The organism is Pseudomonas sp. TUM25319 (genome assembly GCF_056388475.1).
In genome coordinates this window covers 4,884,376-4,904,083 of sequence record NZ_CM150751.1, presented here as the reverse complement: position 1 = coordinate 4,904,083, position 19,708 = coordinate 4,884,376, and the positions used below count along the sequence as shown (strand labels likewise).

The 19,708-nt window shown below is 63.1% G+C and carries 17 protein-coding genes; 11 read left to right on the top strand and 6 right to left on the bottom strand.

What is annotated here, in order from left to right; genetic code table 11:
* The first annotated feature begins 117 nt into the window (after nt 1-117).
* A complete protein-coding gene (locus AC05QJ_RS22290; protein WP_476743436.1) occupies nt 118-258 on the top strand; it encodes a hypothetical protein in 141 nt (46 codons plus the stop codon).
* 74 nt (nt 259-332) lie between these two features.
* On the opposite strand, the gene AC05QJ_RS22285 is transcribed toward AC05QJ_RS22290, so the two are convergent.
* Together AC05QJ_RS22285 and AC05QJ_RS22280 are read right to left on the bottom strand one after the other, a co-directional pair.
* On the bottom strand, nt 333-1,115 hold the full coding sequence (locus AC05QJ_RS22285; RefSeq protein WP_476747990.1) for a PIG-L deacetylase family protein: 783 nt from the start codon (nt 1,113-1,115) through the stop codon (nt 333-335).
* A gap of 43 nt (nt 1,116-1,158) precedes the next feature.
* Nucleotides 1,159-1,914, bottom strand: a complete 756-nt coding sequence (locus AC05QJ_RS22280) for a hypothetical protein (RefSeq protein WP_476743435.1) — start codon at nt 1,912-1,914, stop codon at nt 1,159-1,161.
* 645 nt (nt 1,915-2,559) lie between these two features.
* Between AC05QJ_RS22280 and AC05QJ_RS22275 the strand changes: the two genes are divergently transcribed.
* Genes AC05QJ_RS22275 through AC05QJ_RS22265 form a run of 3 tightly spaced genes read left to right on the top strand, consistent with a single transcriptional unit; the run spans nt 2,560 to nt 6,421 of the window.
* The gene (locus tag AC05QJ_RS22275) at nt 2,560-3,546 is read left to right on the top strand and encodes a glycosyltransferase family 2 protein (RefSeq protein ID WP_476743434.1); all 987 of its coding nucleotides are present in this window, start codon (nt 2,560-2,562) and stop codon (nt 3,544-3,546) included.
* Nucleotides 3,547-3,551: 5 nt separating this feature from the next.
* Complete coding sequence (locus AC05QJ_RS22270) at nt 3,552-3,935, top strand: GtrA family protein (protein ID WP_476743433.1); 384 nt, start codon at nt 3,552-3,554, stop codon at nt 3,933-3,935.
* Between the two features lie 29 nt (nt 3,936-3,964).
* A complete protein-coding gene (locus AC05QJ_RS22265; protein ID WP_476743432.1) occupies nt 3,965-6,421 on the top strand; it encodes a hypothetical protein in 2,457 nt (818 codons plus the stop codon).
* A 59-nt stretch (nt 6,422-6,480) separates the two neighbouring features.
* Here the strand turns inward: AC05QJ_RS22265 and AC05QJ_RS22260 are convergent, their stop codons facing one another.
* Together AC05QJ_RS22260 and AC05QJ_RS22255 are read right to left on the bottom strand one after the other, a co-directional pair.
* Nucleotides 6,481-7,131 (bottom strand): hypothetical protein, encoded by a 651-nt coding sequence (locus AC05QJ_RS22260; RefSeq protein WP_476743431.1) that lies wholly within the window; start codon nt 7,129-7,131, stop codon nt 6,481-6,483.
* Between the two features lie 315 nt (nt 7,132-7,446).
* Nucleotides 7,447-7,665 carry a hypothetical protein gene (locus tag AC05QJ_RS22255; protein WP_476743430.1) on the bottom strand — a complete coding sequence of 73 codons (219 nt, stop codon included), beginning with the start codon at nt 7,663-7,665 and terminating at the stop codon, nt 7,447-7,449.
* A gap of 150 nt (nt 7,666-7,815) precedes the next feature.
* Here AC05QJ_RS22255 and AC05QJ_RS22250 point away from each other — a divergent pair, with 150 nt between their 5' ends.
* The gene (locus tag AC05QJ_RS22250; RefSeq protein ID WP_476743429.1) at nt 7,816-8,370 is read left to right on the top strand and encodes an NADPH-dependent FMN reductase; all 555 of its coding nucleotides are present in this window, start codon (nt 7,816-7,818) and stop codon (nt 8,368-8,370) included.
* Between the two features lie 95 nt (nt 8,371-8,465).
* Here AC05QJ_RS22250 and phnX read toward each other — a convergent pair whose 3' ends face one another.
* Nucleotides 8,466-9,293 carry a phosphonoacetaldehyde hydrolase gene (gene phnX / locus AC05QJ_RS22245; protein ID WP_476743428.1) on the bottom strand — a complete coding sequence of 276 codons (828 nt, stop codon included), beginning with the start codon at nt 9,291-9,293 and terminating at the stop codon, nt 8,466-8,468.
* Nucleotides 9,294-9,345: 52 nt separating this feature from the next.
* Nucleotides 9,346-10,452: a 2-aminoethylphosphonate--pyruvate transaminase gene (locus tag AC05QJ_RS22240; protein WP_476743427.1), complete on the bottom strand. Its 1,107-nt coding sequence runs from the start codon at nt 10,450-10,452 to the stop codon at nt 9,346-9,348.
* A 109-nt stretch (nt 10,453-10,561) separates the two neighbouring features.
* On the opposite strand from AC05QJ_RS22240, the gene AC05QJ_RS22235 reads away from it, so the two are divergent.
* The 6 genes from AC05QJ_RS22235 (at nt 10,562) to AC05QJ_RS22210 (ending at nt 19,706) form a co-directional block, all read left to right on the top strand.
* Nucleotides 10,562-11,425 (top strand): LysR substrate-binding domain-containing protein, encoded by an 864-nt coding sequence (locus tag AC05QJ_RS22235; RefSeq protein ID WP_476743426.1) that lies wholly within the window; start codon nt 10,562-10,564, stop codon nt 11,423-11,425.
* A gap of 58 nt (nt 11,426-11,483) precedes the next feature.
* Entirely contained in the window at nt 11,484-12,509 is a 1,026-nt protein-coding gene (locus tag AC05QJ_RS22230) for an AraC family transcriptional regulator (RefSeq protein WP_476743425.1), read from the top strand.
* A 99-nt stretch (nt 12,510-12,608) separates the two neighbouring features.
* Nucleotides 12,609-16,898 (top strand): NEL-type E3 ubiquitin ligase domain-containing protein, encoded by a 4,290-nt coding sequence (locus AC05QJ_RS22225; RefSeq protein WP_476743424.1) that lies wholly within the window; start codon nt 12,609-12,611, stop codon nt 16,896-16,898.
* On the top strand, nt 16,868-17,143 hold the full coding sequence (locus AC05QJ_RS22220; RefSeq protein WP_476743423.1) for a hypothetical protein: 276 nt from the start codon (nt 16,868-16,870) through the stop codon (nt 17,141-17,143). Before AC05QJ_RS22225 ends, AC05QJ_RS22220 begins: the two co-directional genes overlap by 31 nt.
* Nucleotides 17,144-17,275: 132 nt before the next feature.
* The gene (locus AC05QJ_RS22215; RefSeq protein WP_476743422.1) at nt 17,276-18,928 is read left to right on the top strand and encodes an AMP-binding protein; all 1,653 of its coding nucleotides are present in this window, start codon (nt 17,276-17,278) and stop codon (nt 18,926-18,928) included.
* A gap of 10 nt (nt 18,929-18,938) precedes the next feature.
* Nucleotides 18,939-19,706 (top strand): SDR family NAD(P)-dependent oxidoreductase, encoded by a 768-nt coding sequence (locus AC05QJ_RS22210; protein WP_476743421.1) that lies wholly within the window; start codon nt 18,939-18,941, stop codon nt 19,704-19,706.
* Nucleotides 19,707-19,708 lie beyond the last annotated feature (2 nt).

Genomic DNA, 19,708 nt, shown 5'->3' with positions numbered 1-19,708 from the left:
GCAGGGGTGGTCATTTTGTGTCGTGGTGGTGGCAACAGTTGGCAGTATTCAGGTTCGACACAATCTGACGTCCCTGCACGCTACTGTTGCCTCACCAACCGCAATCAAGAGGAATCGGTGATGGTGAAGAATGTGCTGGCCGCTGTCGGCCTGGTGGTGGTGATCCAGAAAGGCTACGCGCTGTACCAGAAGTACCGGGAGATGGAGCAGGAGAACGAAGACCTGCGCAAGGCGGCTGCGGACACTGAACCTTCGTGATCTGGTGTGTGGGATGAGGATGTTGAGGGGCGGCGACTGGGCTCGCGCCCCCTTGTTCGTGCTCTTTCGATCGGTCAGGCCTCGGGTTGTGTCGGGCGTTCAGCCTTTTCTCGAGCCTGTCGTGAAAGGACTTCACGCAGTTGTTCGATAGCGGTGGACATTGTTGCCCAGTCAAGAAAGCCGCGTTTCTCGTAATAAAGCGGGCCTTGATGTGGGCGTTGCGCCAGGCGCTTTCTGTTTACCGGCTGCAGGGGTTGTGTGCCGGAAAACAGATAGTGTCCGCCCACGAAGGGCAGCAGACCCACCCAACTGCGCCATTGCGAGGGATAGCCAAGGCAGAGCTTCAGGTAGCGCAGCCGGTTCGGCCAGGCAATCGGCTGTCGTGCGACCGGGCCGTTTTCCGCGAGTGGCGACATGGTACGGAACAGCGGGCCCGGGCAGTGCAGGCCATTGTAAAGTGGGAATTGCCAGATTTTGCCCGGGATGGCGAGTGCCGCTGCCAGTTCGATGACCATGGCATGGATAAGGTCGTGATCCGGATGGCCGCCTTCCCATGCAGGTACGAAGCAGGCGTGAATGTCGGGGTGGGCGGTGAAGAAGGCGTCGAGCCAGTCTACGAAAGCGCTGACATGCTGGTGCATCTGGCCATCTTTGATTGCCAGTTGTCGACCGATGAACAGCATGTCTTCATCGGCCACGCCCAGTTGCTGGAGGACTGCTCGCGACTCCCGATCCCGGCAGTTCGGGTCGGCTGTCGCGGAGCCATCGGTCACGAACACGCAGCGGACCCAGCGCCCGGCCTTCAGTTCATGTTCGATCTGGTGGAACACGCCAAACTCATCGTCTTGATGAGGCATGAAAAACAGGGAAATCGGTCGCACTTGGCTGTTTATCCGTGAATCAGGGAATGTCGATGGTGTCGAGATCAAGCAGCTTGATCTTTTTTAGGAAGTTGCTGTCCTTGCGGTCTTCGCTCAGGTAGCGGTAGCCGAACGTGCGGGGTTCGAACAAGAAGCCCGGGACCCGGATGAAAAAGGCGCCTGGACGATAAGCCGACAGCGTGATTACGCTGCCCGGGGTCGATGAATGCAGTCCGTCGCGGCCCAGCAGGTTGACAAGGAGCGGTTTTGATCGGGTGTACCAGCCGCCTTCAGGGCGTGCGGCTTTCCACAGGCCGGGTTCGGTGATTTTCTTCCTGAAGAGTCGCCAGAGAAGAGGGATGCCTACGTAGAGGTGCAAGTTGCCTTGCAGGGTCCAGCCCAAGCCTTTCTCGCGAATTCTTCGGATGTTGTTGTTGGGGTAGCCGCAGACAATCGAGACATTCTCTTCGGCGAGAGATTTGTACAGGCGCTTGCCGAGGGTGATCGATGAGCCTTTCTGGGTGCCGTCGGACATGGTGTCGGTGGACAGAAAGATAGTGTTGTTATCCTGGCTAAGTTTCAAGCCGCAATAGGCAGCGACCATAGTGCCATCTTTTATTGAATAACAGATTCTCGAGTCGTTCAGTTGGTACTTCTGGAATACACGTCTTGCATTCTCTGGTGATCCACCGAAGCATCGTTGGAATAGACCGATCCATTGGGTGACGAAGTTTTCGCTGAAGTCGCTACGCTTGATTATATGAACGCCGTCATCCATTAAGTTGCTCACGAACAAGATTGCTCCTTTGGGAACTTCGGTTTTTATCGGGCCTGGCTGGTCAGGCTGTAGGCTGCCATTAAATGGTCGGCGCCCTGATTAAGCGGCGAGGCGCAGGCCGGAAGAGGCGCAGGCCGGAAATTGTAGAGGGTTTGCCTGGGGCCTTCAATTAGTTTGATCAGACAGGTTGAGGCAATTGCACGTCGATTATTCGAGTTGCCAGGTGCGCTATTGCAGGTCATGGGCGGTGCGCTCATCGGGTTTTATGTGCATCTCGCATTGTCGCTCACCGAGGTGGCGTGGGCGCTGGCAATACACCTGTAGAGCCGTCGCCATGCGTCCCGGCAGATTATTTCCAGCGTGGCGCGGACTTGAAAATGCATTGAGGGCCGGCGAGGCATCGGCCCAGCGCGTTGGCAGTACGCTAAACGGGATGTTTCATCGTGAAGCGGGCCCATTTCGGGCAAGACTGAGGCGCTTGGCCGCCGCTCGGCGGCTATGTGCCAAGGATCCCGATGAAGACTCTGGGTATCTGGGGCGGGAGCGAAATGGCATGCTGGAGGGTGACGTCCTACCCTGTTGCAGTTTAGTATCCCACAGATTTTTTCACTAATTCCTACAGAGCATTACAGATCAGGGACTATCAGCGTGCCAGATACAGCTATGCAGACTGTCAGTTTGCAGAAAATCGCGGTCGTAATTCCAACTTACAAGGCGCGCAATCACATTTTGGCGGTGATCGAAGCAATCGGACCCGAAGTTGCTCGCATTTACGTCGTTGACGATTGCTGCCCCGATGGCTCGGGCGATTTTGTTTCTGCCCATTGTGAAGATGGCCGTGTCCGCGTGATCAAACATGCCGAGAACCAGGGCGTGGGTGGTGCCGTCATGACCGGGTACAAGGCTGCAATCGCGGATGACATGGGCATTCTGGTCAAGATTGACAGCGACGGGCAAATGGACCCGGCCTTGATCATGGACTTCGTGGCTCCGATCATCAGTGGCGAGGCGGACTACACCAAGGGCAACCGTTTCTTCGACCTCGAAAAAGTTCGCTCGATGCCGAAGATCCGGCTGTTCGGCAATGCCATGTTGTCGCTGATGTGCAAATTGTCATCGGGCTACTGGAACCTGTTCGACCCAACCAACGGGTTCACGGCCATCCATGCTGACGTGGCCAGTCACTTGCCGTTTGGCAAGATTAGTCGCCGGTATTTCTTCGAAACGGATATCCTGTTCAGGCTCAATACGCTGCGTGCCGTAGTCGTCGATGTGCCCATGTATGCGTCTTATGGGGATGAAGTCAGCAACTTGAAGATTTCTAAAATTGTCGGGGAGTTCTTCGCGAAGCACGTGCGGAACTTCGCCAAGCGGGTCTTTTACAACTACTACCTTCGCGACATGTCGCTGGCGTCGATCGAGTTGCCGATCGGGTTGGCGTTGCTTGGCTTTGGCACTGCCTATGGCGGCTACCACTGGATGGAGTCCGCGCAGAGTGGTGTTTCCACTGCAGCGGGTACCGTCATGCTTTCTGCCATGCCGGTGCTGATTGGCTTGCAGTTGATCCTGGCATTTTTGTCCTATGACATATCGTCACTTCCGCGCCGGCCGCTGCATGGGCGTGGCATTGCCAGTCAGCGGGATTACTGAAAGTCATGCGTCAATTCGCTATCTACGTTGTGATTGGTGTGGTCAGTGCGGTCGTCGATATAGGCCTGATGCAGCTTTTGATCTTTTTGGGTGTGCACTACCTGGGGGCCGCAACCTTTGGCTTCGTGCTTGGTCTGCTCGTCAACTTCTTGTTGCACTCGCTGATCACGTTCAAGCAGGCCTATTCGCTGGGTGCATTCCTGCGTTTCCTGGTCGGGGTGGTGGTCAACTACCTGCTTACCGTGCTGGTCATTCAGACATTTTATTATCTTGGGGTGGTGCCTCTTGTCGGCAAGATCATTTCTCTACCCATAGTTGCTGTTAGTGGATTCATCATGAGTAAGTACTGGATCTACAGGTCGACGAAAACGGCAGTTATCCAGTCTTGAAGTCAAGAGTCGCAAGGAGCTGTATGTATATGTTTCGCTGGCTGGACAGGTTCAAAGAAGACAGATTGTTTGCCCTCAGTTTGTGCCTGGCGGTTCTGGCCATTCCCCTGTTGTTGCCAACGCAGCCGTCGGTGGCCGTTGACGCATTGTCCTGGGCGTTTTCGGTTGCGCTGGCGGGCACTGCCCTAGGCATCTTGGTTCCCCGGTCGGCTCATGTGTATCTGGCAGCCGGTGTGTTCAGCTGGCTTATTCTCGCTGTTGGGATTGCCCAGTCCGGAGCGGTCCTGTTGTGGCTGGCCAGTGCCTGGAGTCTGGGGATCCTGGTGCTTGGACGGCTGCAAGGGACTCGCGACCTCTCGCTGATCAGCACGACCGAGGCGATCGTCGTGGGTGCCACCCTCTGGCTCGCCATATGGGGGGCAATGCTGCACTTCCCGGTCAACTACAGGGCGCTGCATATTGTCCTGTGCGCGTTGCCCTGCATTGTTCTCGCCCGGCGTGCAGCCGTGGTCAGGGAGCATTTGTGTTCCAGGGCTTGTGCGGCAAACGACTGGATGCGCTCTATCCCGCTTTGGGCCTGGGTTGCGGGAGTCGCGGTGGTGGGTTGGGTGCTACGCTGGACGAGCTTCCCGTCCATAGCCGTCGATGACAACGCATTGCATCTGCGGATGTGGACCGAGCTTGTGATGCAGCAGCGCTACGGTTTCGATGTTGGCATGCAAATCTGGTCCGCAGCGCCATTTGTCGTGGACGTAGTGCATTCCGTGGTGTCGCTGATGGCGGGTGATGATGCCCGGGGCGCCATGAACCTGGCGGTGGCAACCCTGCTGCTGACGCTGATGGTGCGGATTTTCCAGCTCTGGAAGCTCTCCGTGCGATCGCAATGGCTGTTGGCGTTGCTCATGGCCAGCACCCCGATGCTGGGCAATCTGCTGATGTCCCTGCAGACCGAGCTCGGCCTGGCGCTGGTGGCGATTGCAGGTCTGCGCCTGGTTATCGACGCCGAGGGCGGCTGGCGCGGCCGGCATGTAATGGGAGTGCTTGCGTGCGCGGCCTTGAGCGCGGGTATCAAGTTGCCGGGCGCGGTGCTGGGCGTGACGCTGCTGGTCGCCCTTGCAGTTCAGTGGTGGATGCAGCGTGGGAAGCCGGCATCGGCACCTACGGGCCAACCGCTGCGCTGGCCCGCATTGTTGCTTCTGATCCCGATGGGCTTTGTCGCGCTGCACTCTTATGTAGTGGCGTGGGTGGTGGCGGGGAACCCGGTGTTCCCGCTCTACAACGGAATTTTCCAGTCCCTTTACTACCGCCCCGAGAACTTCACGGACATGACGTGGGTAAAAGGGTTCGGTATCTCAAGCTATGTTCGTGCCTTCTTCCATACGTCTGAGTTCTTCGAGTCCGGTGATTACGTTGCCGGTTGGCAGTACCTGTTCCTGCTTCCCGTCGCGCTCGCTGCACTGCTTCTGCGTGGGGTGCCTATCGGGCTGCGTATTGCCGTGATTCCCTTGCTGGGGTTCGGCCTGGCGATGTTCTCGGCGACTCAATACTGGCGCTACCTGTTCCCGGTGATGCCTGTTGCCGGGGTCGTCATGGCTGCGTTGTTCACGGAGACGGGTCGAAAGTACCGTGCGCCGATGGTGGGGTTGGTCATGACGTGCATTGCGCTCAACCTCGTGTTCTTCCCGCGAGTCTCCTGGGTGGCAAGGCATACGCCTCCTTCTGCGGTATTCACGGAAGAAGGCAGGAAAAGCGTCATCAGCAGTTATCTGCCGATCATCAATGTCACCGAGAAAGCCGGTCAGCTTGCCCCGGGAGCCAGGGTGTTCTACGCGGCCAACGTATGCCTGGGGGCAACCCTGCGTGGCACACCGCTGTATGCCTGCTGGGTGTCGTATGAACGGCTGATGCGCTATTCCGTCTTGAAGACCATGGACGACATGCGTGGTTTCTTGGCACAGGAGCGGCCGGACTTCGTGGTGAATTACATGAATGTCGGCAAAGCATCCGAATCCGTCGATGCGCTGCTCACTGATTATTTGTCGAAGTACGGAACAGTCGTGGGACAAGACGGCACCATGCTGCTGTACAAAGTCAGCGATATCCCGGTGCCCTATCAAAAGGTGTTCGACCTGAAAGAGGCGGCAGCAAAGGTGGCCGGCCAACCCCAGTTGTTGTTGCCGTTTTCCAAAGAGGGTGTGCAAGTGCCTGGCGAGGCCACACATGTGGTGACAGTCCCCACGCATCACGCTGGTCAAGTGCGCTACAATGTCGACCTGCAGTGCACCACCGGCAATGAAACCTTCGTTTTGCAGATCTACTGGGACAAGGGGCGGCCCAATTCCCGTCCGGTAGCCTGTGATCCAAAGGTCCCGGTGTTTACCGAGGTTGTTTCGATTCCGCTTGGAGCCAGCTCGGGGGCGGTATTCATCTCCGCCTATGAAAAAGACGCTATTCGCCTCAGGAATCTCTCGGTAGAGGTTCACTAACCCCAGGGCGCCTGCCGCAGGCTACTGCGGCAACGGTGGTGCCGACTGAGCCTCCAGGCTCAGGCCGGCACCACTGGATAACACGCATCCCCCCACAAGGTATCGGGATTTTCCAGCATCAGGTGGATGATCAGCGGCACCAGCTTGCCCAGCAGTTTGCCGCAGTCGCGCAGTTGCGGGCGGTTGACGCTGCTGTCCCAGGTCGCGCCACCGTGCATGATCTGGTTGCGCAGGGTGTAGATCCGGTTGAACAGCACCGCCAGCACGTCGGCGGTGTCGCGCTGCGCCAGGGCGTTCTGGGCGTGGCGGCGGCCGCTGGCGAAGCGCTCGCTCCACTGCTGTTCGGTGATCTTGCCGTTCTGGTGATCCCAGAAACTCTGGAACACGTAGGGGTTGTCCAGCAGTACGCGGATGCTGCCGGAGAACTCCGACCACACCAGTTTCTCGATTTCACGCTCGTGGTCCAGGTCGCAGAGCTTGCGCAGGAATGCGCGGAAGGTTTCCTGTTCGGAAAGCCGGTAGTTCTCGTCGATGTCGGTGGCATAGGCGGCGTTGAACGCGATCCACAGGAACACGAAGCGCCCGTCAGCGTCTTCCGCCTGTTCGGCGCGCTGCAGCCAGCTCAGCGCGCGGTGTACGCGCAACTTCAGGTTGATGTGTTGATTGTCGCGTTCAAGGCGGTGGCGCGTCTTGAGAGTCTGATAATCCATCAGGGCTCGCTTTTCGGAGGGTGGAAAGTCGTGGGTTGGCAATTTATGGCTTTTTGAGACTGCTTGTCCACGGCCCCGCGAACGACGCGATTGCTCTGTCCTGCACGTTCTCTCTGAACCAGGCGCCTTCGGGCGCCGTTTTCGTTCCAACCTTCCTTCGTGGCCTTCATGCATTTATATGAAGTGGCCTGTTCCGGCGCGGGGTTTGTCGAATGGCTGGCTACCGGACATCGCCAACCCGGCCCAGGGCCAGCAACTGGCCCTTTTCATCGAGCAGCAGCGGGCCAGCATCCCGGGTCGTGTGAGGAGGCGTGTTCAGGGCACCCGAATCAGTTCGACGCCGCTCTGCACCAGTTCGAAGCGGTCCTCGCCCAGATGATTCACCCGGTCGCCGATGGCGAGGCGGTAGGTGGTGATCGGTAATGAGGCGGCATTTCCATCGGCCTGCAGGGTGGCTTCCTGAAACTCATGCACGGGGTAGATGCGTCCTTCAGCATCCCGTGCATGAAATTGCCCGACCAGTACTGCTGTCATTTCGCGTGTGACCTCTGAAATAAATGATCTCTGTGAGCCATAGACCATGGCCCCGGCGGGGAAGTTTTGCCCGGCCGGAAAAAAACCTCACAGCTGGCGTCGGTCATCTATAACTACCAATTCCCTTTATTCGTACAGGTGGAAGTGGTCATGAGCCAGGTTTATACGGTTGCAGTGCTGGTCGGCAGCTTGCGCAAGGCATCGCTCAATCGCAAGGTGGCCCAGGCCCTTGGCGAACTGGCGCCCTCGAACCTCAAGTTGAAGATCATCGAGATCGGCGACCTGCCGCTCTACAACGAAGACATCGACACCGACCCGCCGGCGGCCTACAAGCAGTTCCGCGAGCAGATCAAGGGCACCCAGGCGCTGTTGTTCGTGACCCCGGAGTACAACCGTTCGGTGCCGGGCGCCTTGAAGAACGCCATCGACGTGGGGTCGCGGCCTTATGGCCAGAGCGTGTTCAGCGGCAAGCCGGGGGCGGTGATCAGCGTGTCGCCGGGGGCGGTGGGGGGCTTTGGTGCCAACCATCACCTGCGTCAGTCGCTGGTGTTCCTCGACGTGCCGTGCATGCAGCAGCCGGAGGCGTATGTGGGTGGGGCGGCGAGCCTGTTCGATGAACAGGGCAAGCTGTCGGAGAAGGCGCGGCCGTTCCTGCAGGGGTTCATCGACAGCTTTGGCAAGTGGGTGGCCAGGCACCAGGGTTGACTGCAAGGGCCCCATCGCCGGCAAGGCCGGCTCCCGCAGGGTCTGGTGCAAACCGTCCGTGGGAGCCGGCGTTGCCGGCGATGGGGTCCGAACGGTTACATCGCTTGCGGCATTTCCCCCGCCGCCAGACGGCGATTGATATCCGCCACCACCGCCGGCAGTTCGTTGATGGTGTCGATCAGGTAGTGCGGGCGCGAGCCTTCGAACAGGGCATCGATGCGCTTGCGCTCGCTGGCCAGGGTCTCGGCGTCCAGCGCCTTGTAGCCTTCGTAGGTCAGGCCCAGGGCGTTGCCCGAGCACACCAGTGCCACGGTCCACATGCCAGCACGACGGCCTTCGAGAATGCCCGGCACGGTATCGTCCACTTTCACGCAGGCCGCTACGTCGTCAATGCCCAGGGCAATCACGTTGGCCAGGGCCTGGGCCGGCCACGGGCGACCGTTCGGGGTTTCGTCGGTGGCCACCACGTGATCGGCGACATAGCCGTTCTGCGCCGCCAGCTCCACCACCTTGTCCATCACCACTTTCGGATAGCCCGAGCAGGAGCCGATCTTCAGCCCGTCGGCGCGCAGCCGGCCAATGGTGTCGAGGGCGCCGGGGATCAGCGCCGAGTGCACGCCGATCTTCTCGATCTGCAGCGGCATGAAGCGGTTGTAGATCGCGGTGACGTCATCGTCGCTCGGCGCCCGGCCGAACACCTTGCGGTAGCGCTCGGCGATCTGCGGCTGGTCGCACAGGGTGCGGATGTGGTCCCACTTGCCCATGCCCATCGGGCCGCGGGCTTCGTCGATGGAGACCTCGACGTCGAATTCGGCGAAGGCCTCGACGAAGATCTGGGTCGGTGCGAAGGAGCCGAAGTCCACCACGGTGCCAGCCCAGTCGAGAATCGCGGCCTGCAATTGTTTCGGGTTGCTGTAGTTCATTGAAAGCGTTCCTTGATCGTTTTCGAGCGACGGATTGGGTAGGGGTGATGACTCAGATATCCACGACTTCCATTTCCCGCAGCACCTCGGCCACGGCATTCACGGCGGCGCGCATGCCGTCCGGTCCGACGCAGCCAATGCAGCCGACGCGGAAGGTCTCGACCTCGGTCAGCTTGCCGGGGTAGAGGATGAAACCCTTGGCCTTGACCCGCTCGTAGAAGTCCTTGAACTGGTAGCGACTGTCCCGCGGGGCGTGGAAGGTGACGATGATCGGCGCCTGGATGTCCGCCGGCAGGAAGCTGCGCAGGCCCAGGGCGGCCATGCCGTCGAGCAGGGCCTTGCAGTTGTCGGCATAGCGCTGGTGCCGCGCCGGCAGGCCGCCTTCTTCGTTGTACTGCAGCAGTGCCTCGTGCAGCGCCGCCACCACGTGGGTCGGTGGAGTGAAGCGCCATTGGCCGGTCCGGGCCATGTAGGTGTGCTGGTCGTGCAGGTCCATTGCCAGGGAGTGGCTGTTGCCTTCGGCGGCGGCCAGGGCGCCTTTTTCGGCGAAGACGAAGCCCATGCCCGGCACGCCTTCCAGGCATTTGCCGGAGGCGGCGATCAGCGCCGTGAAGGGCACCTGGGCGGCGTCGATCGGCAGCGCGCCGAAGGAGCTCATGGCGTCGATGATCAGACGCTTGCCGTGGCCGGCGATCACCTGGGCGATCTCGGCCAGCGGGTTGAGGATGCCGGTGCTGGTTTCGCAGTGGATCAGCGCGACGTGGGTCAGGCTCGGGTCTTCGCGCAGCAGGCGATCGACGTCGGCGGCGGTGGTCGGTTCGTCCTCGGCGGTCTGGAAGGTGCTGTACGTGCGGCCCAGCACCTTGCAGATCTTCGCCAGGCGCTGGCCGTAGGCGCCGTTGATCAGCACCAGGACCTTGCCGTCCCGTGGCACCAGGGTGCCGATCGCCGCTTCCACGGCGAAGGTGCCGCTGCCCTGCAGGGGCACGCAGTGGTGAGTGGCGCTGCCGTTGACGATGGCCAGCAGCTGCTCGCAGAGGCTGGCGGTCAGTTGGTTGAAGTCACGGTCCCAGGAACCCCAGTCCAGCAGCATCGCCTGGCGGGTGCGCGCCGAGGTGGTCAGGGGGCCGGGGGTCAGCAGGATAGGGGCGTTGGTCATCGTGGTTCTCGCTGGCGGTGGGCAGAATCTATGGGCCCTACGTTGCAATCCGGCGCATCATCAATCAAATTGTTTGTTGTTATGCCAGCCATAAGTCAGGCCGATAAATATGAACCTGTTCCAGCTCCGCGCCTTCGATGCCGTTGCCCGCGAAGGCAGCTTTACCCGCGCCGCCAGCCGCCTGTTCATCAGCCAGCCGGCGGTCACCGGCCACGTCAAGGCGCTGGAGGAGCACTACCAGATCACCCTGCTGCGTCGCACCGCCCGTCGGGTCGAGCTGACCGAGGAGGGCACCCGCCTGGCGGCGATCACCCGCGCCTTGTTTGGCCTTGCCGAGGAAGCCCAGGCGATGCTCGAAGCCAACCGCCAGTTGCTCACCGGGCGCCTGGAGGTGGCGGCGGACGGACCGCACCGGGTCATGCCGATGCTCGCACAACTGCGCGAGCGCTATCCCGGCATCACCGTCAACCTGCGTCTGGGCAACGCGCAGGAAACCCTCGCCGCGCTGCTGTCCGAACACGCCGATGTGGCGGTGCTGACCGAGGTCGAGCCGCGCAAGGGCGTGCACCTGCAAAGCCTTGGCGACTCGCGCATCTGTGCGCTGCTGCCGGCGGCCCACCCGAGGGCCGATAGCGTTGATGAGCTGGCCCTGGCCGCGCTGGACCGGCAGATCATGGTGCTGCGTGAGCCCAGTTCGATAACCCGCCGCACCTTCGACCAGGCCTGCGCCGACACCGGCGTGCAGCCGCGGGTGCTGCTGGAGCTGGACAGCCGCGAAGCGGTGAGCGAGGCGGTGGCGGCGCAACTGGGCATCGGTATCGTTTCGTCGGCGGAACTGAGCCACGACCCGCGAGTGGTGGCGCGGCCCATCGCCGGCGCGGGGTTGGTCAACCGGCATATGCTTGGCTGTCTGGAACGTCGCCGTGAACTGCGCCTGATCCGCGCGTTCATGGACCTGGCGGGGACCGCCTGAACACTGGTTTTTTCCCGGTACCGGCCTAAGATGCCGGTCATCACGCAATCCAAGGCGAATGACTGTTTTGAAAACGGAGAAAGACACCATCTCCATGCAACTGGTGCGCGAAGCGCTGTTGCAGAGCTGCCCGTCGGGCACGGCGACCCTTGAGGTGCTGACCCGGGTCGGCATCGATCCGGCGCAACTGGAGCAAGCCGAGGCCCGGGTGCCCGCCACGGCCTATGCGCGGCTGTGGCGATTGCTGGCGCGGCGCTGCAATGACGAGTTCTTCTGCATGGATCCGCGCGGCCTGCGCAGTGGCAGCCTGGCCTTCCTTTGCCGTTCGTCCATGGCCCAGCCCACCGTGGGTACGGCCCTGGCCTCGGTGCTGGAGTTTCTCTCGCTGATGTTCGAGCACCTGCACCCCGTGCTGGTGCGCCAGCAGAGCCTCGCCGAAGTCGTTATCGGCGAGCCGCACCAGGATCCGCGCCGGCCCTTCACCTACTTCACCTTCTGGATGATCGTCCACGGTGTGGCGTGCTGGCTGGCCGGGCGGCGCATTCCGATCCTGGCCATCGAACTGCGCTGCGAGCAGCCGGCGTTCTGCGACGACTACCGGGTGATGTTCTCGCAGAACCTGCGCTTCGCCCGGCCGCGCACGCGGATGATCTTCGCTGCCGACTGCCTGGACCTGCCGGTACGCCGCAGCGACGAGGAGTTGCAGCGTTTCCTGGCCCAGGCACCGGGCAATATCCTGGTCAAGTACCGCGACCCCGACAGCCTGGCGCGGCGGATCAAGGACGACCTGCGCCAGTGCCCCGCGCAGCAGTGGCCGGAAACCGAGGCGCTGGCCCAGCGCCTGTGCATCTCCGCTTCGACCCTGCGCCGGCGCCTGGCCGACGAAGGGCAGACCTACCAGGCACTGAAGGACAGCGTGCGCAAGGACCTGGCCATCGGCTGGCTGGCCCACGCCGAGATCAGCTTCGCCGAGATTGCCGAACGCCTGGGGTTTGCCGATACCAGTTCGTTCTACAAGGCCTTCCGCAAGTGGTGCGGCTGCAACCCCGGACACTATCGCAGCCTGGTGCTGGCCAGCGCCTGAGGCTGGCCCGGCGCAGTTGCCGCAGGCGGCCAGCCTTCCCGCTGACGGCGGTCGCCCGGGCTTTCTAGGCTGCCGGCTCTTTTCCCCAGGAGCCGCCCCATGTCCCTCTCAACGCCCTTGTCCGTGCTGGACGACCGCACGGCCCTCGACCGTTTCACCGCCACCCGCCTGCCGTTCTGGCTCAAGTCCGCATCACCGGAGCATATCGAGAAACTGCAGGGCAGCCTTGAGCTGCACCAGGTGCAGCAGACCCGGGTGGCCGAGCTGCTGCAGAGCCTGCAGCCGATCGAGGCCTTTGCCAGGGAGCGTCTGGACCACGCATTGCGGGCGGCTCCCGGCGGGGCGGTGGAAAGCGGACGTGTCCACTGGCGGGATGTTCGTCTGCGCGTCGAACAACCGCCTTTTCGCGTGACCGAGAGCGATCTGCCGGTGTTCCGGCTGATGCCGCGCGACAGCGACCTGCTTCAGCGTGTGCTGCTGAATTTCACCCAGGGGCAGGCCAACGCTTCGTACTACTATCCGGGGGCCGGTATGGTTGAGGATGGCCGCGTACTGAACATTCCGCCCGAGTGGCTGGCCGCGACCTGTCGCCAGCTCGACCTGGGCAGCGCCTATCAGAGTCATCTGGATTCGGTGCTGCAACCCGCCGATGAAACGGCCCGTCAGCAGGTTCTTCATTTGCTGGCCGAAGACCGGCGCTGCACGCTGCGTGCCCAGGTCTACCGCAGCCACCTGCTGGGGCACATCGATGCCGATGCCCTGGCCATGTTCGAGGAGATGCTCGAAGGCACCGGGCAGACCGCCTACACGCAACGGCCACTGCGCTGTCGTTCGCTGGAGGTGCTCGGCTTCCCGGTTCCAGAGGCTCTGGTCTTCGAGACCCGGAGCGAGTCGTTGCCGGGTGCGATCCGTTGGTATGACGCGAGTCTGACGCGGCAGGTGATTCTGTACATCCCCAACGATCCTCGCTGTGCCTTGCGCCAGCAGCCGTCCTGGCACCAGTTGGGCAGCGAACTGGCCGAGGACCTGAAAGATCCCGAGTACCAGGCGTTCTTCATGGGGCAATTGCGTCACGACGACCGTCTGGGCTTTCTCCAGCGCCTGCTCCCGCGGCTCGAGGATCTGCGGCCGGAACTGGAGATGGTCGGCTTGCCATCCGAGCGCGTGACCTTCGGCAGCCTGGTCTTGCGGCAGATTCAACGTATCAAGTCCGACGCGGCGTCGTTGATCGTCTCCACGGCCGACACCGACCAGTCCGCGCACCAGCAGCGCGTGCGAGCGCTGGAGGACGCCGGTCTGTCGGTGATCGGCCTGGCCGCGTCGTTCCTGCCCGGCGTTGGTCAGTTGATGCTGGCGAACCTCGCCTGGGACACGCTCAAGGACCTCTATGAGGGCGTTCAGGACTGGACCCATGGCCAGCGCGCGGAGGCGCTGGAGCACTTTCTGGGGGTTGCGCGAAACCTGGCGGTCAGTACCGCAGTGGCAGGTACCACGGCCCTGGGCATACGCGCCTTGCGGCGCAGTGCCTTCGTGGACGGGTTGAGGCCGGTCGTGCGGGCAGATGGTGGCGAGCGTCTCTGGAGCACCGACCTGCAGCCGTATCGCTCACCGCTTCCCGGCGTGGGCGAAGTCGCCGGTGATGGACTGATCCACGCGCGGGGACGGCGGTGGTGGCGCCGGGAAGGGCAGGTCTATGAAGTGGGTCGGCTGACGCCGGTCAGTGTACTGAGGCTCGTCCATTCGGTACGGCGCTGGGCCTATGCGCCGCCGTTGCTCGGGAACAATGGTGGCGCCTGGTGGATACAGGGAGACCACCCCCTTGAGTGGCGGGACCTGATCCCCTTGCTGCGCCGTTTTGGTCCCCCGGCGCACCAACTGTCGGATGAGGCGCGCAACCTGGCGGTTGGCATTGCCGGTTACGACGAAGCGACCATGCGCGGGCTGTTGGTCGAGCAACGACCGGCGCCTCCGGCGCTGGCGCTGGCGCTGCAGCATTCGGTGCTGGACGCGGCCATTGATCGTTTCTTCGAGCAGTTGCCCAGCGCCAGCTCCGCGGAAGCGCTGGACCCGGTATTGTGCAGTTATCTGCGCCGTCTGCCCGACGGGCAGGCCCGTCCGCGCTCGGCCGAACTGGCGCTATGGAAGGCCCGTTCCACTGCGCTGCGCTATGCGTTGTTCGACCATGCGGCCATTGTCCGTGAGCCGGTGCTCGATCATGCGGCGGCGGTGCTGCGCCGGGGTTTTCCAGCGCTTCCCGCGGTGGCTGCGCAGACCCTGGTCGATGAAGCGCGTGCCAGCCACCAATTGACGCTCACCCGCGATGGCCGCATCCCCCTGGCGTTGAACGAGCGAGCCCTGATGCACGTGCGTGAGGCCCGCGTAGCGGCGGCGGTCGAAGGCCTGTGCCTGAACAATGTCTACCGGACCGACACCGTAAGGCTGGTATTCGCCTTGCTGCGCCGCATGCCTGCCTGGCCAGCCGGATTGAACATCGAGCTGCGAGAAGGCGGACTGTCCAGCGCACCGCAGGAGCGTTTGCTGGGGCCGTCGCAAACCCTGGAAACACGCGTGCTGACGCGTGAGGACGGCCTGTTCGAAGTCTTCGACAGCGCCACTGCCGACCGCAGCCAGAGCCTCGCACCCGCCGGCAGCCTGTACCAGGCCATCCTGACGGCTCTCGGCCAGGAGCATTGCCGCACACTGGGTTGGGACGACGCGGACGCTGCCGGGCGGTTGCATGGCACCTTGCGTGACGCCGCCTTGAGCGAGCGCCAGCGCCTGGCAGGTCTGCTCGGCCTTTCCGGGCCCCAGCCGTCGTTCCGCGACCTGCAGGAGGGGGGGCGGGGACAGCGTGGCTATCTGCTCAGCGGGCGCGGCCGCCTGGGGCAAAGCACCCTGAGCAATCTGGTACGTACCTTGTATCCGGGGTTCGACGATGCGCAGGTCGATGCATTCCTGTTGCGACTCCAGGCCGATCACGCCGATCCCATGGGGGAACTGCTGCGCTGCGAATCATCGCTGTTGAGCCTTGAACAGACCCTGAACCGCTGGCAGCAGCAGGCGACACCCTTTTCCCTGAACTCACGCCGGCGGGTTGCCGATGAAATCTGTCGTTGCTGGCGCCGCCAGACCTCCCAGGTTTTCGCCGTCGATGGGAGCGTAATGGGCTATCGCCTGAACCTGGGGCATGTCGCCATCGGCGATCTGCCGGAGCTGCCGGGCGACGTGGACTTTTCCCATGTGGTCGATCTGAACATGCCCGAGGCGGGCCAGACGCAGCAGGTCGATGGTTTTCTGCAGCGCTTCGTCAACCTGCGCTGGCTGGACCTGAGCGGCAACGGCCTGACCGACATGCCGGCGGCGCTGAGCGGCATGCCCGAGCTGCGCGAGCTGGTGATGGACGGCAACCTCATCCGTTTGAGCGACAGCGGAGCGCAGGTGCTGTCTTCCCTCGGACGGCTGGAGGTGCTGTACCTGGATCGCAACCCGTTGGGCCGTTCGCCGGACCTGCGTCCGCTCAACCACCTGCGCCGGCTGAGCATGCGCCGCACCGGCCTGCTGGAATTGCCGGCGGGCCTGCTCACGCGGGGCTTTCTGGAGATGGCCGACTTGCGCGGCAACGCCATGGAGACGCTGCCCGACGGCTTCTTCACCTCGTCGGCCAGGATGCGCGATGCGACGCTGCTGCAAGGCAACCCTTTCCTGCAGGCGGTTCGCTCACGGCTGTGGGAGGTGCTCGAGCAAGCCGAGGGGACGCCGGCCGAGCCGGCTTCGGCAGTGACCCGTCAGCGGTGGCTGGAAAGCGCGGAGGGGGATCAACTGGAAGGGTTGCGTACCCAGTGGGACAACCTGGTGGCCGAGGAAGGCTCCACGCCGTTCTTCAACCTGCTCAACAGCCTGCTCGCCAGCGCCGAGTTCCGCCACGCGGCTGACGACCTGCGCGTGCGTGTGTGGCGCATGGTGCAGGCCATGGCGGAGAACACCGAGCTGCGGGAAAACCTGTTCGACCTTGCGGCCAGTCCGGCGACCTGTGTGGACAGCGTCTCGAGCAATTTCAGCGTGCTGGAAGTGCGCTTCCTGTTGTTCCAGGCCAGTGCCCGTTCGCGACCCGGCCAGAAGGGCGCCGCGCTGTTGCACTTCGCCCGCCGTCTGTTCAGGCTGGACCGGCTCGAGCGAATCGCCCGTGAAGACATCGAAACCCGTGAATCGATGGGGCGAGGTGTCGACGACGTCGAGGTCAGCCTGGCGTACCGCGTCGGTCTCGCACGCGAGCTGGACCTGCCCGGCCAGCCCGGGCACATGCAGTTCTCCGAGGTCGCCGGGGTGTCTCAACGCAACCTGCGCGAGGCCGCGCCACCGTGCGCGCCGCCGAAGCCGGCGAGGAACTGACAGCATTCATTGCCACCCGCGACTTCTGGCTGGCCTGGCTGCGAGAGCAGCGTGGCGATGCGTTCAGTGAGCTGGAAGCCGATTTCTGGACGCGGCTGGACGGTCTGGCGGCACGGGAGGCCAGCATGCCGGAAGGCGACTACCTGAATGCCATGAACCGTCTTGCCAGCGAGCGCGATGCTGCGCTCGAAGGGCTGGCGCGGCGCCTCACGGAGGATGCCCTGCGCGACACTGCAGTGCCCTGACGGACGCGCTTTGCGGCAGTGGCCAAACCAGTCAATCAGATTGACAGCTTTGACCATTGCCGGACCCCGTCTGCGGCGCGACTATTTCCGGACCTTTCGTTATTCCAACAATAAAAAACGAGGAGTCTGGCGATGCGTGATTACCGCGCGGCGGCAAGTACCTTCAATTACCAGCAGGCCGTCCGTGACGCGTTGGCTGGCAACCTCGACGGGCTCAATGCCTGCGTCGAATGCTGCGACCGGCATGTTGCGGGCGATGGCCTGGCGCTGCGCTGGGAAGGCCGCGATGGCCAGAGCGCCAGCTACCGTTTCAGTGAGCTACAGGACAGCGCCGCGCGCCTGGCCAATGTGCTCCGGGCGCAAGGCGTCGGCACGGGTGACCGGGTCGCTGGCCTGTTGCCACGCACTGTCGAATTGCTGGTTACCGTGCTTGCCACCTGGCGTCTCGGTGCGGTCTATCAACCGCTGTTCACCGCCTTCGGTCCCACCGCCATCGCGCACCGGGTGCACGCCTCCGGGGCCCGCGTCGTGGTCACCGAACCGAACAACCGGGCCAAGCTCGATGACGTCGAACAGTGCCCGACCATCGTCTGCGTCAACGCCCGCGAAGGCAGCGGCGACATCGATTTCCACACGGCACTGGCCGCCGCCAGTCCGGACTGCGAGCCGGTGCTGCTGCCGGGTGATGCGCCGTTCCTGATGATGTTCACCTCCGGCACCACCGGGCCTGCCAAGCCGCTGCAGGTACCGCTGCGGGCGATCGTCGCCTTCCAGGGCTACATGCGCGATGCCATCGACCTGCGTCCGGACGACGTTTTCTGGAACCTCGCCGATCCGGGCTGGGCCTACGGTCTCTACTACGCAGTCACCGGCCCGCTGTCGCTGGGCTGCGCCACCACGTTCTTCGACGGGCCGTTCAGTGTCGAAAGCACCTGCCGGGTGATCGACCGGCACGGCATCACCAACCTGGCCGGGTCGCCCACCGCCTACCGCATGCTGATCGCCGCCGGCGCGGAGTTCTCGGCACCGATCAAGGGTCGCCTGCGGGTGGTCAGCAGCGCCGGCGAACCGTTGAATCCGGAAGTGATCCGCTGGTTCCGCGAGGAGCTGGACGTGACCATCCACGACCATTACGGCCAGACCGAACTGGGCATGGTCCTGTGCAACCACCATGCCCTGGAGCATCCGGTAACCCTGGGCTCGGCCGGCTATGCCATTCCCGGCCATCGCATCGTCGTGCTCGACGAGCAGTACAACGAACTGCCGGCCGGCCAGCCGGGCATTCTTGCGGTGGATCGCGAGCAATCGCCTTTGTGCTGGTTCCCCGGCTACCACGGCCAGCCGACCAAAGCCTTCGTCGGCAAGTACTACCTGAGCGGTGACACCGTCGAGTTGAACACCGACGGCAGCATCAGCTTCGTCGGTCGCAGTGACGACGTCATCACCACCTCCGGCTACCGGGTCGGGCCGTTCGACGTGGAAAGCGCGCTGATCGAGCACCCGGCGGTGATCGAGGCGGCGGTGATCGGCAAGCCCGACCCCGAGCGAACCGAGCTGATCAAGGCCTTCGTCGTGCTCGGTGCCGGTGTGGCAGCCAGCGACGAGCTGGCCGAAGCATTGCGTCAGCATGTACGCCAGCGCCTGTATGCCCACGCCTACCCGCGTGAAATCGAATTCGTCAGCGAGCTGCCCAAGACCCCGAGCGGCAAGCTGCAGCGTTTCATCCTGCGCAACCAGGAAATCGCCCTTCAACAAGCCGCGCACGCCCACAAGGCCAGCGCCTGAGGACCACACCATGCAAATCGCCAACAAGAACTTCATCGTCAGCGGCGGGGCCTCGGGCCTCGGTGCCGCCACCGCGCAGATGCTCATCGAGGCCGGTGCCCGGGTGATGCTGGTTGACCTGAACGCCGAAGCGGTCGCGGCCAAGGCCGCCGAACTCGGTGACAACGCCCGCTACAGCGTGGCCGATATCAGCCGCGAAGACGCGGCCAAGGCCGCCGTCGATGCCGCCGTGGCCGCCTTCGGCAGCCTGCACGGACTGGTCAACTGCGCTGGCATCGTCGGTGCCGAGAAGGTCCTGGGCAAGAACGGCCCCCATGGCCTGGACAGTTTCAGCCGGGTGATCAACGTCAACCTGGTCGGCAGTTTCAACCTGCTGCGCCTGGCCGCCGCGGCCATGGCCGAGGGCGAGCCCAACGACCAGGGCGAGCGCGGGGTGATCATCAACACCGCCTCCATCGCCGCCTATGACGGCCAGATCGGCCAGGCCGCGTACGCCGCCTCCAAAGGTGCGATCGCCAGCCTGACCTTGCCCGCCGCCCGCGAACTGGCGCGCTTCGGCATCCGCGTGATGACCATCGCGCCGGGCATTTTCGAAACCCCGATGATGGCCGGCATGACCCAGGAAGTGCGCGACTCGCTGTCTGCCGGAGTGCCATTCCCGCCACGTTTGGGCCGTCCTGCCGAGTACGCCGCGCTGGCCCGCCACATCATTGAAAACAGCATGCTCAACGGCGAAGTGATCCGTCTCGACGGTGCGCTGCGCATGGCTGCGAAGTAAGG

Coding starts and splice junctions, on each gene's coding strand:
- AC05QJ_RS22285 (WP_476747990.1), bottom strand. CDS start 1,115: ATGCCTCATCAAGACGATGAGTTTGGCGTGTTCCACCAGATCGAACAT.
- AC05QJ_RS22275 (WP_476743434.1), top strand. CDS start 2,560: ATGCAGACTGTCAGTTTGCAGAAAATCGCGGTCGTAATTCCAACTTAC.
- AC05QJ_RS22270 (WP_476743433.1), top strand. CDS start 3,552: ATGCGTCAATTCGCTATCTACGTTGTGATTGGTGTGGTCAGTGCGGTC.
- AC05QJ_RS22265 (WP_476743432.1), top strand. CDS start 3,965: ATGTTTCGCTGGCTGGACAGGTTCAAAGAAGACAGATTGTTTGCCCTC.
- AC05QJ_RS22260 (WP_476743431.1), bottom strand. CDS start 7,131: ATGGATTATCAGACTCTCAAGACGCGCCACCGCCTTGAACGCGACAAT.
- AC05QJ_RS22255 (WP_476743430.1), bottom strand. CDS start 7,665: ATGACAGCAGTACTGGTCGGGCAATTTCATGCACGGGATGCTGAAGGA.
- AC05QJ_RS22250 (WP_476743429.1), top strand. CDS start 7,816: ATGAGCCAGGTTTATACGGTTGCAGTGCTGGTCGGCAGCTTGCGCAAG.
- phnX (WP_476743428.1), bottom strand. CDS start 9,293: ATGAACTACAGCAACCCGAAACAATTGCAGGCCGCGATTCTCGACTGG.
- AC05QJ_RS22240 (WP_476743427.1), bottom strand. CDS start 10,452: ATGACCAACGCCCCTATCCTGCTGACCCCCGGCCCCCTGACCACCTCG.
- AC05QJ_RS22235 (WP_476743426.1), top strand. CDS start 10,562: ATGAACCTGTTCCAGCTCCGCGCCTTCGATGCCGTTGCCCGCGAAGGC.
- AC05QJ_RS22230 (WP_476743425.1), top strand. CDS start 11,484: ATGACTGTTTTGAAAACGGAGAAAGACACCATCTCCATGCAACTGGTG.
- AC05QJ_RS22225 (WP_476743424.1), top strand. CDS start 12,609: ATGTCCCTCTCAACGCCCTTGTCCGTGCTGGACGACCGCACGGCCCTC.
- AC05QJ_RS22215 (WP_476743422.1), top strand. CDS start 17,276: ATGCGTGATTACCGCGCGGCGGCAAGTACCTTCAATTACCAGCAGGCC.
- AC05QJ_RS22210 (WP_476743421.1), top strand. CDS start 18,939: ATGCAAATCGCCAACAAGAACTTCATCGTCAGCGGCGGGGCCTCGGGC.